Genomic DNA, 996 nt, shown 5'->3' with positions numbered 1-996 from the left:
ACCTAAAGCACCTTCACGCTATATCTATTTATGCTTTATACTTCACTTAAATCATAGTAAGACATTTTTTGGATTAGTCTTATGGAACTACGCCATCTCCGATATTTTATTACCGTTGCTGAAGAATTAAATTTTAGTAAAGCCGCTCTTAAACTTTTTACTGCACAACCCTCACTTAGCCAGCAAATTAAAGACTTAGAAGAAGATGTCGGTGTACGACTTTTAAACCGCACTAAACGTAAAGTTGAGTTAACAGAAGAAGGCGAAGTCTTTTTAGAACATGCTCGGCTCACCCTCGCTCAAGCTGAAAAAGCGGTTGCTATGGCACGGCAGGTTTCTAGGGCGAAACAGCAACTCTTACGTATCGGTTTTGTCCCCATCGCAGAAATGAAAATCTTCCCTTATGTTCTGCCTAATTTGCGACTACAACACCCCGATCTCATCATTGAACTATCTAACCTAAACAATACTGAACAACTTAAAGCCTTAAAAAAAGGTGAGTTAGACATTACCTTTACCCGCGAAAATACAAATAGTGATGAGATTCAAAGCCAATTTGTTTTGACTGAACCCCTGATTTTCTTGCTTCCTAAAAATCATCCACTTACTCAATATGACAGAATTCCTGTCCAAGCTTTACAAGGCGTTGACTTTATTATTCCTGCTGCCGAGCAATCACAAACATTACATAACACAATTTTAGATTTCGCCAAAACCCACAATATCGACCTCAATATTGTTCAAAAAGCAGACAGCATGCTGTTCAATATTAACTCTCTTGGTTCTGGGTTAGGTTGTACAATTTTACCTGCCTATGTGGCACCTTTAGGCATCAAAAATACGGTCGTTCGCCCACTTGATGTTGAGTTACCTACACTTGATTTATTTGTAAATTACCGCAAAAACTCGCAGTCCTTAGGTGTTCAAAAATTCATTGACCAGCTCATTAAAGTATTCCATTTAGATAAAAATTTAAATCATGCCTAATTACTAAAT

At 37.6% G+C, this 996-nt stretch carries 1 protein-coding gene; it reads left to right on the top strand.

The annotated features are described in order from the left end of the window. The first annotated feature begins 81 nt into the window (after positions 1-81). Positions 82-987, top strand: coding sequence for a DNA-binding transcriptional regulator HcaR (hcaR, locus tag HUN22_RS17285; RefSeq protein ID WP_174731966.1), 906 nt, complete (start codon positions 82-84; stop codon positions 985-987). Positions 988-996 lie beyond the last annotated feature (9 nt).

The sequence above is a fragment of the Acinetobacter lactucae genome (genome assembly GCF_013344765.1).
In the GTDB taxonomy this organism is placed as follows: Bacteria; Pseudomonadota; Gammaproteobacteria; order Pseudomonadales; family Moraxellaceae; genus Acinetobacter; species Acinetobacter lactucae_A.
Note: the sequence above shows the minus strand (reverse complement) of the source record. Positions and strands in the feature narration are given on the sequence as shown.